The sequence below is a fragment of the Bradyrhizobium sp. WSM1253 genome (genome assembly GCF_000244935.1).
GTDB classification, from domain to species: domain Bacteria; phylum Pseudomonadota; class Alphaproteobacteria; order Rhizobiales; family Xanthobacteraceae; genus Bradyrhizobium; species Bradyrhizobium canariense.
In genome coordinates this window covers 6,681,869-6,694,610 of record NZ_JH600073.1, presented here as the reverse complement: position 1 = coordinate 6,694,610, position 12,742 = coordinate 6,681,869, and the positions used below count along the sequence as shown (strand labels likewise).

10 protein-coding genes are annotated in these 12,742 nt (G+C 65.1%); 5 read left to right on the top strand and 5 right to left on the bottom strand.

What is annotated here, in order from left to right:
* Nucleotides 1-94 precede the first annotated feature (94 nt).
* Nucleotides 95-793, top strand: coding sequence for an ABC transporter permease (locus tag BRA1253DRAFT_RS32465; protein WP_007601350.1), 699 nt, complete (start codon nucleotides 95-97; stop codon nucleotides 791-793).
* Here BRA1253DRAFT_RS32465 and BRA1253DRAFT_RS32460 read toward each other — a convergent pair.
* Entirely contained in the window at nucleotides 767-1,576 is an 810-nt protein-coding gene (locus tag BRA1253DRAFT_RS32460; RefSeq protein ID WP_007601348.1) for a substrate-binding domain-containing protein, read from the bottom strand. The two genes, BRA1253DRAFT_RS32465 and BRA1253DRAFT_RS32460, sit on opposite strands and share 27 nt — an antisense overlap.
* Nucleotides 1,577-1,749: 173 nt before the next feature.
* Between BRA1253DRAFT_RS32460 and BRA1253DRAFT_RS32455 the strand changes: the two genes are divergently transcribed.
* Both BRA1253DRAFT_RS32455 and BRA1253DRAFT_RS32450 read left to right on the top strand, forming a co-directional pair.
* On the top strand, nucleotides 1,750-2,022 hold the full coding sequence (locus BRA1253DRAFT_RS32455) for a hypothetical protein (protein WP_007601345.1): 273 nt from the start codon (nucleotides 1,750-1,752) through the stop codon (nucleotides 2,020-2,022).
* Between the two features lie 292 nt (nucleotides 2,023-2,314).
* On the top strand, nucleotides 2,315-3,409 hold the full coding sequence (locus tag BRA1253DRAFT_RS32450; protein ID WP_007601343.1) for a hypothetical protein: 1,095 nt from the start codon (nucleotides 2,315-2,317) through the stop codon (nucleotides 3,407-3,409).
* 17 nt (nucleotides 3,410-3,426) lie between these two features.
* Here BRA1253DRAFT_RS32450 and BRA1253DRAFT_RS32445 read toward each other — a convergent pair whose 3' ends face one another.
* The gene (locus BRA1253DRAFT_RS32445) at nucleotides 3,427-4,743 is read right to left on the bottom strand and encodes an esterase family protein (protein WP_007601341.1); all 1,317 of its coding nucleotides are present in this window, start codon (nucleotides 4,741-4,743) and stop codon (nucleotides 3,427-3,429) included.
* Between the two features lie 277 nt (nucleotides 4,744-5,020).
* On the opposite strand from BRA1253DRAFT_RS32445, the gene blaBJP reads away from it, so the two are divergent.
* Together blaBJP and BRA1253DRAFT_RS32435 are read left to right on the top strand one after the other, a co-directional pair.
* Nucleotides 5,021-5,905, top strand: a complete 885-nt coding sequence (gene blaBJP / locus BRA1253DRAFT_RS32440; protein ID WP_007601339.1) for a BJP family subclass B3 metallo-beta-lactamase — start codon at nucleotides 5,021-5,023, stop codon at nucleotides 5,903-5,905.
* Between the two features lie 326 nt (nucleotides 5,906-6,231).
* A complete protein-coding gene (locus tag BRA1253DRAFT_RS32435; protein WP_007601337.1) occupies nucleotides 6,232-8,238 on the top strand; it encodes a bifunctional diguanylate cyclase/phosphodiesterase in 2,007 nt (668 codons plus the stop codon).
* Between the two features lie 12 nt (nucleotides 8,239-8,250).
* Here the strand turns inward: BRA1253DRAFT_RS32435 and hutU are convergent, their stop codons facing one another.
* Genes hutU through hutI form a run of 3 tightly spaced genes read right to left on the bottom strand, consistent with a single transcriptional unit; the run spans nucleotide 8,251 to nucleotide 12,702 of the window.
* The gene (gene hutU, locus BRA1253DRAFT_RS32430; protein ID WP_007601335.1) at nucleotides 8,251-9,918 is read right to left on the bottom strand and encodes a urocanate hydratase; all 1,668 of its coding nucleotides are present in this window, start codon (nucleotides 9,916-9,918) and stop codon (nucleotides 8,251-8,253) included.
* A 13-nt stretch (nucleotides 9,919-9,931) separates the two neighbouring features.
* Nucleotides 9,932-11,491, bottom strand: coding sequence for a histidine ammonia-lyase (gene hutH, locus BRA1253DRAFT_RS32425; RefSeq protein ID WP_007601333.1), 1,560 nt, complete (start codon nucleotides 11,489-11,491; stop codon nucleotides 9,932-9,934).
* The gene (gene hutI, locus BRA1253DRAFT_RS32420; protein ID WP_007601320.1) at nucleotides 11,488-12,702 is read right to left on the bottom strand and encodes an imidazolonepropionase; all 1,215 of its coding nucleotides are present in this window, start codon (nucleotides 12,700-12,702) and stop codon (nucleotides 11,488-11,490) included. The genes hutH and hutI overlap by 4 nt, the downstream gene beginning before the upstream one ends.
* Nucleotides 12,703-12,742 lie beyond the last annotated feature (40 nt).

Genomic DNA, 12,742 nt, shown 5'->3' with positions numbered 1-12,742 from the left:
ACGATCCCCTCAGGGAAATAAACGTGAATCACCTCCGCAGTCCCGAAATCGGCGCACGCGAGACATCGCGGCGGGCGCCGAAGCTCAGGCACGGATGAACGACTTCGCGCGATCCGTCGGCGCCGCGTTCACGCTGATCGGCGAGGCCGATGCGGAGCTTCTGGCCATCGTCGGGCTGTCGGTGCGCGTCAGCCTCACCGCCAGCATCCTCGCGCTTCTGATCGGGGCGCCGTTCGGGGCGCTGCTTGCGATCACCCGGTTCCGCGGGCGGCAGGTCATCATCGTCCTCACCAATGCCTTGCTTGGTCTTCCGCCGGTCGTGGTCGGGCTCGCACTCTATCTTTTGCTGTCACGATCCGGCCCGTTCGGGGCCGCCGGCCTGTTGTTTACGCCAACGGCCATGGTGATTGCGCAATCGCTGCTCGCAACACCGATCGTGGTTGCACTCGTCCACCGCCCGGCGAGCCTGCTGTGGGCGGAGTATGGCGACCTGGCGCGGATCGACGGGCTGTCGACGTTGCGCAGCATCGGCTTGCTGTTCGCGCTGGGCCGGACCTCGCTGCTGACGGCCTTTCTAGCAGCCTTCGGGCGCGCGATCGCGGAGGTTGGCGCCATCCTCATCGTCGGCGGCAACATCCGCGGTTTCACGCGCACGATGACGACGGCGATCGCGCTGGAGACCAGCAAGGGCGACCTGCCGCTGGCGCTCGGGCTCGGGCTGATCCTGCTCGCACTCAGCGTCGCAGTGTCCACCGTCGCCTTCCTGCTAGTGGGACGCGTTGGGGAAAAATAGCTGCTCGCCCCCGACCTTGTAGCCGGCGATGGCCTCCTGCCCCCCAGGAGAGATCAGCCAGTCGATGAAGGCCTGCCCGTCCTGCGCCTTCACGTTCGCATGCTTGGCCGGATTGACCAGCATGACGCCGTACTGGTTGAACAGCCGCTTGTCGCCTTCCGTCAGGACGGTAAGCTCGCCGCGGTTCTTGAATGACAACCAGGTGCCGCGGTCCGACAGCAGATAAGCATTCGACGACGACGCCATGTTCAGGGCCGGACCCATGCCCTGGCCGATCTCGCGATACCAGCCGTCCTTGGCGGCACCGAGGTCGATGCCTGCCTCCTTCCACAGCCGTAGCTCGGCCGCGTGCGTGCCGGACTTGTCGCCGCGCGAGATGAACGGCGCCTTCGCGGCGGCGATCTTGCGCAGCGCATCGGCCACGTCCTTGCCGCCGGCGATCTTCGCGGGATCGCTCTTCGGCCCGACAATGACGAAGTCGTTGTACATGACATCAAAGCGCTTCACGCCCTCCCCTTCGGACATGAACTTGTCCTCGGCGGGCCTGTCATGGACGAACACGACGTCTGCATCGCCGCGCCGCCCGATGTCGAGCGCCTGGCCCGTACCGACGGCAACGACCTTCACGTCGATGCCCGCGGCCTTCGAGAACAGCGGCAGCAAGTAACCGAACAGCCCCGACTGTTCCGTCGACGTCGTCGAGGCCACGGTGATGGCGCGCTCCTGCGCGACTGCGATCGTGGACCAGAGCAGAATCGCTCCGAGAGTCATTATCTTTTTCATGCCTCGTCCTTACACCAGATGCCCGATGTTCCAAACTCTACCGTCGATAGAGCCGTACAGGGAACCTCGACAAGCACCGCAACGTGCTTGGTCATGATCCTCGCGACGCTTCCCTGTGAGGAACGTCCGCTCCGCGCGCAAGTTGTCCTCAAGTCAACCCAGGAGGAAACCAGATGAAGAAGATCATTTTGGCATCCGCATGCATCATGGCGCTGGCGACCGGCGGCGCCTTTGCGCAGACACAACCCGCCCCAGGCGCATCCGGCCATGGCGACGTCGGCCCTTCGTCGCGGGGCCCCGCGACCAAGGGCATGACGACCGGCGCGTCGTCGAACATGCAGAACGAGGCCGCCGACAGCAAGGGCAAGCAGACTCCGTCGGCCGGCGGCAGCAACACGAACAACATGGGCAGCCAGGCCGGCGGCGGCGCGGGCTCCGGAAAGTAGGCTTGCATCGATCGGAAGTCCGGAGAGGGGCGATCGTCCCCTCTCCAAGAGTCTTCGTGCCGCCAAAGCTCGCCGATGTCATACGCGAAGGTCTTGGTGTCGAACGAAACGTGTTGGCGGGGCTGCAGCTTGACTACAGTCACGCCGGCTAACTCGCAGCCGCGCGCTCTAAAGGCTTGGATGTTCTGCAATTGGTCCCACCTACATTGACATCAGTGTGACAGCCGGGGATTTTTACATTGCTGGCGAATCAGCGATGGCCTCAAGCCGAGTACCTCTTGGACAACTCCCAGTGCTTTCGAGACTGATATCGTTGCTGCGCCGCATCCCCGCGGTGAAATGGGCGTTGACCCGGCTTCGGCCTGCGCCGCACGGCGGCAGCATCGCGGTCGCGCCTGATACCGCAGACGCCTCATCCGCCATTGTTGCTGACATTGCAGTAGCCGCGGAGGTTCTCGACACCAGCATCGGCGTGGATACGTCGCACTGCGACGCCGCGGTCGCGGCTTCGGCCGAAGACGACAGCGCCAGCCCTGTCATCGCGGAGAGCCCGTCGGAAGCGCCAGCCGATATCAGCGGCAGCGACGAATCCTCCCGGGAGACGGCGGCGGACGTCGAGCCGGTCGTCGTGGAGGAAGCGTCGGTCGCGACCATCGAGGTCGTGCGCGAGCCGGTCGACGTCCCCGAACTCATCACCAACAGCGATGCATCTCCCGAGCTTGCGGCCGTTGAGCCCGTTGTCGCGGAGGAGGCCTCGTCCGCCGATGCCGCGGTCGAGGTCGTCCCGGTTGATGCCCCCGCTCTCGCCGTCAACGACGAGCATTCCGCTACCGTCGACGTGGATACTCGCTCAACTCTCGACGATGCGTGTGTGGCGCTTGCCGATCGCGAAATCTCGGCGGAGCATGTCGCTGAGGATAGCATCGACAGCGATTCCTCCCCCAGCGCCGCGAAAGTCGCCGACGACACGCCCAGCGTCGTCACGGATGTTGCGCCGGAGCCGGCCCTCGAGGCCCCCGCTCCGGAGATCACTGGCGCGCCGAAGATCCGTGCAAAGATCGCAGAACCAGCCGACCGCGCCACGCTGATCCGGCAGCGTTGGGCGGAGACCGGGATCAGGATGTGGAATCCGCGCCTTCACGGCGCCGGTGATGCCACACTGAACATCCAGGGCAGTGTCGGGCTGCTGCCGCCCGCGCCCGGCGAGACGATGCCGCGCTACGACAAGCTGGAATTCCGGATGCTCGGTGGACAGATCGTTTGCGAAGGCGTGATTGTCGAAGCACCCGCGCATGCAAGCCAGCGCAGTTTTACGCGGCTCGCCGAGCCGGGGAAACCCGATCGGGTCCGCGAACCAATGCGGGAACGCCAGGCCGCTCTCGCCTGACCCTTTATTCCCTGCGCTCAGGGGATCGGATAGCCCTTCCAGACCCACTCCAGCGCCGACGGCAGCGTCTGCGCGATCGTGGGACGGTCGACGTGCTTGGCGTTGCGCACGAACAGAAACTGATAGTGGTAGCCCTTCTCCGCCAGCACCTTGGCCATCAGCGCGTTGGACAGGGTCCAGTCGTGCATGCCGTCGGGAATGGTGGGGTTCGGATAGAACAGGTCCTGGTCGCCGCCGAAGAACCAGAAGCGGATCGGCTTGGCCGGCGCAGCGACGATCAGCGGCACGCCGGGCGGCTCGGCCGGCGTGAGCACGCCAGCCTTGGAAATGAGATTGGGTGTGGCCGGCCCCGTCCATGCGCTGTGATATTCCCAGGCGCCGCCGCGCAGCGACGGGTCGTGCGGCCATTGCTGGTTGACCATGGTCGGCGAGAACGCCAGCACGCGGTGATAGAGATCGGGATAGAACCACGCTATGGTGAAGGCTGCCACACCGCTCGAACTCAGCCCCATGGTCGCACGCCCATCGGGATTTCTGGTCAGCTTGACGTCGGCATTCTTTTCGACCAGCGGCAGCACTTCACGCTCGACGAACTGCGCGTAGGCCCCTGACACCGCGTCATATTCGCGGCCGCGCTGACTGCCCTGCGCGTCCTGCCCGCCATTGCCGATCTGGATCGCGATCATCGGCGGCACGCGGCGCTGCGCGATCAGATTGTCGAGCGTGACGGCGAGATCCTTGTAGGCGTTGGAGCCGCCGTCGCCGACCACGATGAACGGCGCCTCGGTGCCGCGCACATATTGCGCCGGCACATAGACGTCGATGGCGCGCGACCAGATGCCGGGGTGGCTGGTGGTGACTATCATGTGCGACTTGTCGTCCGGCGCCGTGACGGTCGTCATGATCGAGGAGTTGGTGCAGCCGGCGACGTCGTCGCGGATCAGGCCGGGATTGTAGATGGTGCTCTCCTTCGACGGCAGCGTGAAGGATTTTGTCGTCCCGCGCGGCACACCCTCCCTCGCGATCGTCTCCGGCGCAGGATTGTGGGTGGGGCCGATGATAAAATTGCCCTCGGCACCCGGTGGCGGCAGCGTTCCGTCAGGAAGCTCGGTCGCGCGCGGGTAATTGGGATTGGATGGATCGCGCGTCGGAGGCGCCGTCTTGAAATCGAGACCCGTCGTATCGATAAAGAACGGGGCCGCCTTGTCGGTGCTGTTGGCCCCAGGCGGCATCACCATGTTCTGGGTGACGCAGGCCGGCTGCGAGTAGGCAATTGAAGTGAAGGAGACGAGGAAACTCAGCGTCCCCGCAAGGACGGAGGATGATCTGGTCATTTCAGCTCCCGATGCCGACGAGTCTTTCTGGCTCGCCTTGGGGCAAAGTATGGCGAGCCGACTGCGCGCGGTCAAACCCCAACCGGCCGCGTTGCAGCGATGGCCGCCATGCTCAAAACGGACGGGCACGGTTATTCCGCGCACGCCACGACATTTTTCAGACATGTGGCCGTTGCTGCCGCACCTCGCACGACGTAGCTTGCCGGCCGGCCGCGCGAAGGCCGCGCCCGATCAAGACGACAAGAACAATCTGCAAGAACAATCTGGGAGACAAACGATGAAAAAGCTCACGGCCGCGCTCTGTGCATTGGCGTTCCTCGCAACCGGCGCGCAGGCGCAGACCGTCAAGGATTTCATTGCGGCGGTCACCAAGAAATGGACCACGCCGTTCGAGCCGTTCCAGCTCATCGGCAACATCTACTATGTCGGCACCGACGGCATCGCCGTCTACATCATCAAGACCTCACAGGGCCTGATCCTGATGGATACGGCGCTTCCGGAATCCACCGGCATGATCAAGGACAACATTGCCAAGCTCGGTCTCAAGGTCTCCGACATCAAGATCATCCTCAATACGCACGCGCATTTCGACCACACCGGCGGCTTCGCCGAGATCAAGAAGGAGACCGGTGCACAGCTCGTGGCCGGTGAACGCGACAAGCCGCTGCTGGAGGGCGGCTATTATCCTGGCGACGAGAAGAACGAGGATCTCGCCTTCCCCACAGTGAAGGTCGATCGCGCCGTGAAGGAAGGCGACAAGGTCACGCTCGGCGACACCACGTTGACGGCGCATGCGACTCCTGGCCACTCGCCGGGCTGCACGAGCTGGGAAATGACCGTCAAGGACGGCAATCAGGACCGCAAGGTGCTGTTCTTCTGTAGCGGCACGGTGGCATTGAACCGGCTGGTCGGCCAGCCGACCCATGCCGGAATCGTCGACGACTACCGTGCGACCTACGCCAAGGTGAAGGCGATGAAGATCGACGTGCTGCTCGGGCCGCATCCGGAGGTCTATGGCATGCAGGCCAAGCGCGCCGAAATGAAGGACGGCGCACCGAACCCGTTCGTCAAGCCGGGTGAGCTCGCAGCCTACGCCACAACCCTGTCGGAGGATTTCGACAAGCAGCTCGCCAAGCAGACCGCCGCGCTCGAGAAGAAATAGCGGTCATCCGGGCATCCGCACACCTTTCCTCGACAAAGAGAGGTGTGCGAGCAGATCGCCTCGCACCATTGGCGATGCGACAGAATGCTGCGCCGACACCGATGGTTAGCAGAGCGTCACCAACGTTTTTGCGGTCTTTTGCAATCGATACGCTCGTTTTCGCCGCCACATATCGTTAACCCGGCCTCACCAATGCAGGCGGCCGGAAAACTCCCGGTAGCGTACAACCTTCGCCGGCTTTTCCTGCGAGACCCGCCTAACGCGACCTTTACCCTCGCCGTGCAACATCCCCAGCGTTTTGAAGGGGATCCGGGGCTCGTATTGCAATGCCTGTCACCAATTTGAAGTCTCATCTCGCCGCCGCGTTGCAGCTGTTTCGCGTGCCCGCTGACCCCGACCTCACGCGCGCGCAATTCGACGCCTTCTCCAAGCAGATCCCGTTGCTCTATTTCATCCTCATGAGCAACACGATCGCTGTCGCCTATACCTATGTGAGCGTGGCGCCGGACTGGTTGACGCTCATCGTGCCATCCGTGCTGACCGCGCTCGCGGCGCTTCGCACCTTCTGGTGGCTGCGCCAACGGCACCTCGTGCGCACCGATGCCGACATCCTACGCAATCTGCGCGCCACCAACTGGATGACATTGCCGATCGGCGCGGGCTTCACAGTCTGGTCCTTCGCGCTCTACCCTTACGGCGACCCCTTCGCCAAGAGCCAGGTTGCCTTTTACATGGCGGTGACCGTGATCGGCTGCATCTTCTCGCTGATGCATCTGCGCTCGGCGGCACTGATCGTGACGCTGGTCGTCGACGTGCCCTATGTGCTGTTCTTCTGGGCCACCGGCGAGCCGACGCTGAAGGCGATCGCCGTCAACAATCTGCTCGTGTCGGGGGCGATGGTGACGGTGCTGTTCATCTACTATCGCGACTTCGCCGATCTCGTCGCGAGCCGCAAATCGCTGCTGGCGCAGCAGGCGGCGACCCAAGCCCTCTCGGACGAGAACTTCCGCCTCGCCAACCTCGATTCCCTGACCGAACTGCCGAACCGCCGCCGCTTCTTCGCCGAGCTGTCGAGCGCGTTCACCGATGCCGAGCGCAGGAACGTTCGCGTCGCGGTCGGGATCATCGACCTCGATGGCTTCAAGCCGATCAACGACAATTACGGCCATTCGGTCGGCGACCGCGTTCTGATCGAGGCGGGCCGGCGCATCCGCGAAGTCTGCGAGGGCTTCGGCCCGCAGCGGGTGGAATTCGCCAGGCTCGGCGGCGACGAGTTCGGCCTCGTCGTGTGCGGCGACCCTGACGATGCGGATCTGATGCGGCTCGGCGAACGCGTTGGTGACCAGGTCAAGCTGCCCTACCAGCTCGACACCGCCCATACCGGGCTGTCCTGCTCGATCGGCTTCGCGCTATTCCCGCAATCGGCAACGACGGCGGAAGCGCTCTATGAATGCGCCGACTATTCGCTCTATCACGCCAAGCGGCATCTGCGCGGCCGCACCGTGATCTTCTCGAGCGAGCTCGAGGCCGAGATCCGCAGCCGCGGCGTCATCGAGAATTTGCTGCGCACCGCCGATTTCAGCACCGAGATGGACTTGGTGTTCCAGCCGATCGTGGACGCCATGAGCGAGCACACCGCCGGCTTCGAGGTCCTGGCGCGCTGGCGCAGCTCCCGCCTCGGCCTGGTTTCGCCGGCCGACTTCATTCCCGCCGCCGAGCGCATCGGCCTGATCCGGCCGCTGACGCAAGCGCTGCTGGCGCGCGCGCTCGCGACGGCCAGGACCTGGCCCGACCACATCCGCCTGTCGTTCAACCTGTCCGCGCACGACATCTGCTCGCCCGAGGGCATCCTGCCGCTGATCACCATCGTCGAGAAGAGCGGGCTGTCGTCGCGCCGGATCGATTTCGAGATCACCGAGACCGCCGTCACCTTCGATTTCGTACGCGCACAACAGTCGATCGCGGCATTGAAGGCGATGGGCTGCGGCATTTCGCTGGACGATTTCGGCACCGGCTATTCCTCGCTGAGCCACGTGCACTGGCTGCCGCTCGACAAGATCAAGATCGACCGCAGCTTCATCGCCGACGTCAATGACAATGCAGTGAGCCACAAGATCATCAAGTCCCTCACAGGCCTCTGTGACGACATGGAGATCGCCTGCGTCGCCGAGGGCGTCGAGACCCGCGCTCAGCTCGACACCCTGCGCCGGCTGGGATGCGACTTCATCCAGGGCTACTACTTCGCCAAGCCCATGCACGGCGACGCGATCGACGAGTATCTCGCAAAGGAACGCCAGCGCCTTGGCGGCGCCGGTGCCAGGGTCGTGGCCTGAGTCGCGCCTGGACTAGCGCAGGCTCGGCAGATCGAGCCCCTTGTCGCGGGCACATTCGATCGCGGTGTCGTAGCCCGCGTCGGCGTGGCGCATGACTCCGCTGCCAGGGTCGTTCCAGAGCACGCGCGCGATCCGCTTCGCCGCTTCCGGCGTGCCGTCGGCGACGATCACCATGCCGGCATGCTGGGAATAGCCGATACCGACGCCACCGCCATGATGCAGCGACACCCAGGTCGCGCCGCTGGCGCAATTGAGCAGAGCGTTGAGCAAGGGCCAGTCGGACACAGCATCCGACCCGTCCTTCATCGCTTCGGTTTCGCGGTTGGGGCTCGCCACCGAGCCGCTGTCGAGATGGTCGCGGCCGATCACGATGGGTGCCTTCAATTCGCCGCGCGCCACCATCTCGTTGAAGGCAAGGCCCAGGCGATCGCGATCGCCAAGCCCGACCCAGCAGATCCGTGCCGGCAGGCCCTGAAACTTGATGCGCTCCCTGGCCATGTCGAGCCAATTGTGCAGGTGCTTGTCGTCAGGCATCAGCTCCTTGACCTTGGCGTCGGTCTTGAAGATGTCCTCGGGATCTCCCGACAGCGCCGCCCAGCGGAACGGCCCGACGCCGCGGCAGAACAACGGACGGATATAGGCGGGGACAAAGCCCGGAAAATCGAAGGCATTCTTCAGGCCCATGTCCTGGGCCATCTGGCGGATGTTGTTGCCGTAGTCGAGGGTCGGGATGCCTTGCGCATGGAAATCCAGCATGGCCTGGACGTGCTCGACCATCGAGGTTTTCGAGGCGCGCTCCACGGCCTTGGGGTCGGCGGCGCGCGTGGCTTCCCACTCCGCGAGCGTCCAGCCCTTCGGCAAATAGCCGTTGATCGGATCGTGCGCGCTGGTCTGGTCGGTGACGATATCGGGCCTGACGCCGCGGCGGACCAGCTCGGGAAAAATCTCCGCGGCATTGCCGAGCAGACCGACCGAGACCGCCTTCTTCGTCTTGGCCGCCTCCGCCGTGATCGCAAGTGCCTCGTCGAGCGTGGCGGCCTGGCGATCGAGATAACCGGTGCGCAGACGCATCTCGATGCGGCTCGGCTGGCATTCGACTGCCAGCATCGAGGCTCCCGCCATGGTCGCAGCCAGCGGCTGCGCGCCGCCCATGCCGCCGAGACCGGCCGTCAGAATCCATTTGCCGGCGAGGCTGCCGCCGTAATGGCGACGCCCGACCTCAACAAAAGTCTCGTAGGTGCCCTGCACGATGCCCTGGCTGCCGATATAGATCCAGGAACCCGCCGTCATCTGGCCGTACATCATCAGGCCCTTGCGATCGAGCTCGTTGAAATGATCGAGCGTCGCCCAGTGCGGCACGATGTTGGAGTTGGCGATCAGGACGCGCGGCGCGTCAGCATGGGTGCGGAACACGCCGACCGGCTTGCCGGACTGGACCAGGAGCGTCTCGTCGGCTTCGAGCTTGCGCAACGTCGCAATGATCCGGTCAAAGCTCTCCCAGTCGCGCGCGGCGCGGCCGATGCCGCCATAGACCACGAGCTCGCTCGGACGTTCTGCAACGTCGGGATCGAGATTGTTCATGAGCATGCGCAAGGGCGCTTCCGTCAGCCAGCTCTTGGCGCTGATTTCGCTGCCGCGGGGCGCGCGGATGGTGCGGTCATTGTCCAGTCGGCGGTTCATGCGGAACACCTCGTCAGGCAAGCGTCGGAAACGGGTCGGTTGAAAGTACGGCGAGCGCCGCAGCCGGCAGCGCGTCGGCCTCGATCATCGCTGCAGCCTTGGCGAGATCGCCGGCCATGTAGCGGTCGGCGCCGAGCGGCGCTACCTGCTCGCGCAGTGCCGCAATGACGGCAACGAGCGGCGCACTCGTCGCGTGCGGCGCGCGTAGCGTGATGCCCTGGGCGGCGACCAGGAACTCGATGCCGAGGATGGCAGCGAGATTGTCGGCCATATCGGACAGCCGCCGTGCGGCATGCGCGGCCATCGAGACGTGGTCTTCCTGGTTGGCACTGGTCGGCGTCGAGTCGATCGAGCAGGCGGCCGCGCGCTGCTTGTTCTCGGCATAGAGCGCGGCCGCCGTCACCTCGGCGATCATGAAGCCGGAATTGATACCGGGATCGGGAGTGAGGAACGGCGGCAGGCCGAAATTGAGCGCGGGATCGACCAGCGTCGCGATGCGCCGCTCGCTGATCGCACCGATTTCCGACAGCGCAAGCGCGATGGTATCCGCGGCAAAGGCCACCGGTTCGGCATGGAAGTTTCCGCCGGAGACGATCTCGCCGGTCTCGACCAGCACGAGCGGATTGTCGGTGACGGCATTGGCCTCGACGATCAGCGTCCGCGCCGCCTGCACGATCAGGTCGAGCGCCGCGCCTGCGACCTGCGGCTGGCAGCGCAGGCAATAGGGATCCTGCACGCGCTCGTCGCCTTCGAGATGCGACAGGCGGATGTCGCTGCCCTCGAGCAGCGCCATCAAGGCTGCCGCGGCCGCGATCTGTCCCGAATGGCCGCGCAGCGCCTGGATTTCGGGGCGGAACGGCGCCGTCGAGGCCATCGCCGCATCGACCGACAGCGCGCCGGTGACGAGCGCGGCGCGGGCCAGGCGAAATGCGCGCAGCACGCCGGAGACGGCGTAGGCAGTGGAGAATTGCGTGCCGTTGATCAGCGCGAGCCCTTCCTTGGGACCGAGCGTCAGTGGCGGCAGGCCGGCCGCGGCGAGCGCCTCGCGGCCCGATACGATCTTGCCATCGACGATCGCCTGCCCTTCGCCGATCATCACGGCGGTCATATGCGCGAGCGGCGCGAGGTCACCGGAAGCGCCGACCGAACCCTGCTGCGGCACCAGCGGTGAGACGCGCCGCGCCAGCATGGCCTGCAGCTGCTCGATCACCTCGCGGCGCACGCCGGAGGCGCCGCGCCCGAGCGAGATGATCTTCAGTGCCATCATCAGGCGGACGATGGGCTCGGGCGTCGCCGCACCGACGCCGCAGCAATGCGAGACGATGAGGTTGCGCTGGAGCAGCGCGGTCTGGTCCGGCGGAATGCGCTTCGAGGCAAGTTTGCCGAAGCCGGTGTTGATCCCGTACACGGGAGCGTCGGCGCGCGCGGCCCTTGCAACGATCTCCGCGGCCGCGTCGACGCGCGGCCAGAACGAGGGATCTAGAACAACAGACGCGCCTTCGAGCACGCGCGCGAGGTCATCGAGGCCGACGGTTCCCGGCTTGACGACGATCGGCGCGCGCTTCTCCGTCATTGTCCCCTCCACACCCGGCGGTGCAGCGGATTGAAGCCGATACGGTAGACCAGCTCGGCGGGGCACTCGATGTCCCAGATCGCAAGATCACACCATTTGCCTGCCTCTAACGTGCCGGTATCATGGAGCACGCCGAGCGCTCGCGCGCCTTCCCGGGTGACGCCGGCAAGGCATTCGGCCACATTCATCCGGAACAGCGTCGCGCCCATGTTCATGGCAAGCAGGAGCGAAGTCAGCGGCGAGCTGCCCGGATTGCAGTCGGTCGCAAGCGCCATGGCAACGCCGTGCTTGCGGAACGCCTCGACCGGCGGTTTTTGCGTCTCGCGGATGAAGTAGAAGGCGCCGGGCAGCAGCACGGCCACCGTTTTAGCTTTTGCCATCGCCGCTGCACCGGCTTCGTCGGTGTGCTCGAGGTGATCAGCCGATAGCGCCGAGAATTTCGCGGCAAGCGCAGCGCCGCCGAGGTTCGAGAGCTGGTCGGCATGCAGCTTAACCGGCAGTCCAAGCCGCCCCGCTGTCTCGAACACCTGCGCCGTCTGCTCGCCGGAAAATGCAATCCCCTCCATGAAGGCATCGACGGCATCGGCCAGGCCGGCCTTTGCAATCGCAGGCAACATCTCCCTGCAGACGAGATCGATGTAACGATCCTTGTCGCCCTCCGCCTCGATCGGCAGCGCATGCGCGCCGAGGAAGGATGTGCGGATCGCGACCGACCGCTGACAGCCGAGGCTTCGCGCGGCGGCCAGCTGGCGCATCTCGGTCTCGGTATCCAAGCCGTAGCCGGACTTGATCTCGACCGTGGTGGCACCCTCGGCAATCAGCGCATCGAGCCGCGGCAGCGCGTGTGCTACGAGCTCGGCCTCGCTTGCCTTGCGCGTCGCGGCCACTGTCGAGACGATACCGCCGCCGGCGCGCGCGATCTCCTCGTAGCTCGCGCCCTTCAGGCGCAGCTCGAATTCATGGGCGCGGTTGCCGCCATAGACCAGATGGGTGTGACAATCGACGAGACCGGGCGTGATCCAGCGCCCTCCGCAATCGATCCGTTCGGCTGCATCGGCATCCGCCGGAAAATCAGTCTGCGCACCTGCATAGACGATACGGCCGGCGCGCGCGGCGATCACGCCATGCTCGATCTCACCAAGATCGGGGCGGTCGGCCCGCATCGTGGCGAGCCGGGCGTTATGCCAGATCCGGTCGAAGCGCTCTGCCATGCAACTGTCCCTTCGCGGATGCCCCTGCGCCCTGGGATGC

What these genes read in the sequence shown, in the direction of transcription:
- BRA1253DRAFT_RS32435 (WP_007601337.1), top strand. Translation starts at nt 6,232, where the DNA reads ATGCCTGTCACCAATTTGAAGTCTCATCTCGCCGCCGCGTTGCAGCTG.
- BRA1253DRAFT_RS32445 (WP_007601341.1), bottom strand. Translation starts at nt 4,743, where the DNA reads ATGACCAGATCATCCTCCGTCCTTGCGGGGACGCTGAGTTTCCTCGTC.
- hutU (WP_007601335.1), bottom strand. Translation starts at nt 9,918, where the DNA reads ATGAACCGCCGACTGGACAATGACCGCACCATCCGCGCGCCCCGCGGC.
- hutI (WP_007601320.1), bottom strand. Translation starts at nt 12,702, where the DNA reads ATGGCAGAGCGCTTCGACCGGATCTGGCATAACGCCCGGCTCGCCACG.
- hutH (WP_007601333.1), bottom strand. Translation starts at nt 11,491, where the DNA reads ATGACGGAGAAGCGCGCGCCGATCGTCGTCAAGCCGGGAACCGTCGGC.
- BRA1253DRAFT_RS32455 (WP_007601345.1), top strand. Translation starts at nt 1,750, where the DNA reads ATGAAGAAGATCATTTTGGCATCCGCATGCATCATGGCGCTGGCGACC.
- BRA1253DRAFT_RS32460 (WP_007601348.1), bottom strand. Translation starts at nt 1,576, where the DNA reads ATGAAAAAGATAATGACTCTCGGAGCGATTCTGCTCTGGTCCACGATC.
- blaBJP (WP_007601339.1), top strand. Translation starts at nt 5,021, where the DNA reads ATGAAAAAGCTCACGGCCGCGCTCTGTGCATTGGCGTTCCTCGCAACC.
- BRA1253DRAFT_RS32465 (WP_007601350.1), top strand. Translation starts at nt 95, where the DNA reads ATGAACGACTTCGCGCGATCCGTCGGCGCCGCGTTCACGCTGATCGGC.